Here is a 329-nt window from a genome sequence, read left to right on the forward strand (position 1 = left end):
GCGCCTTCCACGCGCGGGGCGGCGCGATCTGGGGCACCTGCGCGGGCGCGATCCTGCTCGCCCGCGAGATCGAGGGTGTCCCGCCGCAGTTCGGCACGCAGCCCAGCCTGGACCTCATGGACGTGCGGGTGCGCCGCAACGCCTTCGGACGGCAGCGCGACTCCTTCGAGGAGCCCCTCGCCGTGACGGGCCTGGGCGCGCCCTTCCCGGCGGTGTTCATCCGCGCGCCCGTCATCGAGCGCGTCGGGGAGGGCGTCACGGTCCTCGCGCGGCGCGGCGACGAGGTCGTCCTCGTCCGCGAGGGCCGCCTGCTGGCCTCCTCGTTCCAT

At 75.7% G+C, this 329-nt stretch carries 1 protein-coding gene; it reads left to right on the top strand.

Translation table 11 applies throughout. The features are described 5' to 3' along the window. The coding region (locus DEIPI_RS27640) for a type 1 glutamine amidotransferase family protein (RefSeq protein ID WP_483782843.1) at positions 1 to 329 on the top strand (329 nt) is incomplete at both ends.

This window comes from Deinococcus pimensis DSM 21231 (assembly GCF_000519345.1).
Classification (GTDB): Bacteria; Deinococcota; Deinococci; order Deinococcales; family Deinococcaceae; genus Deinococcus_A; species Deinococcus_A pimensis.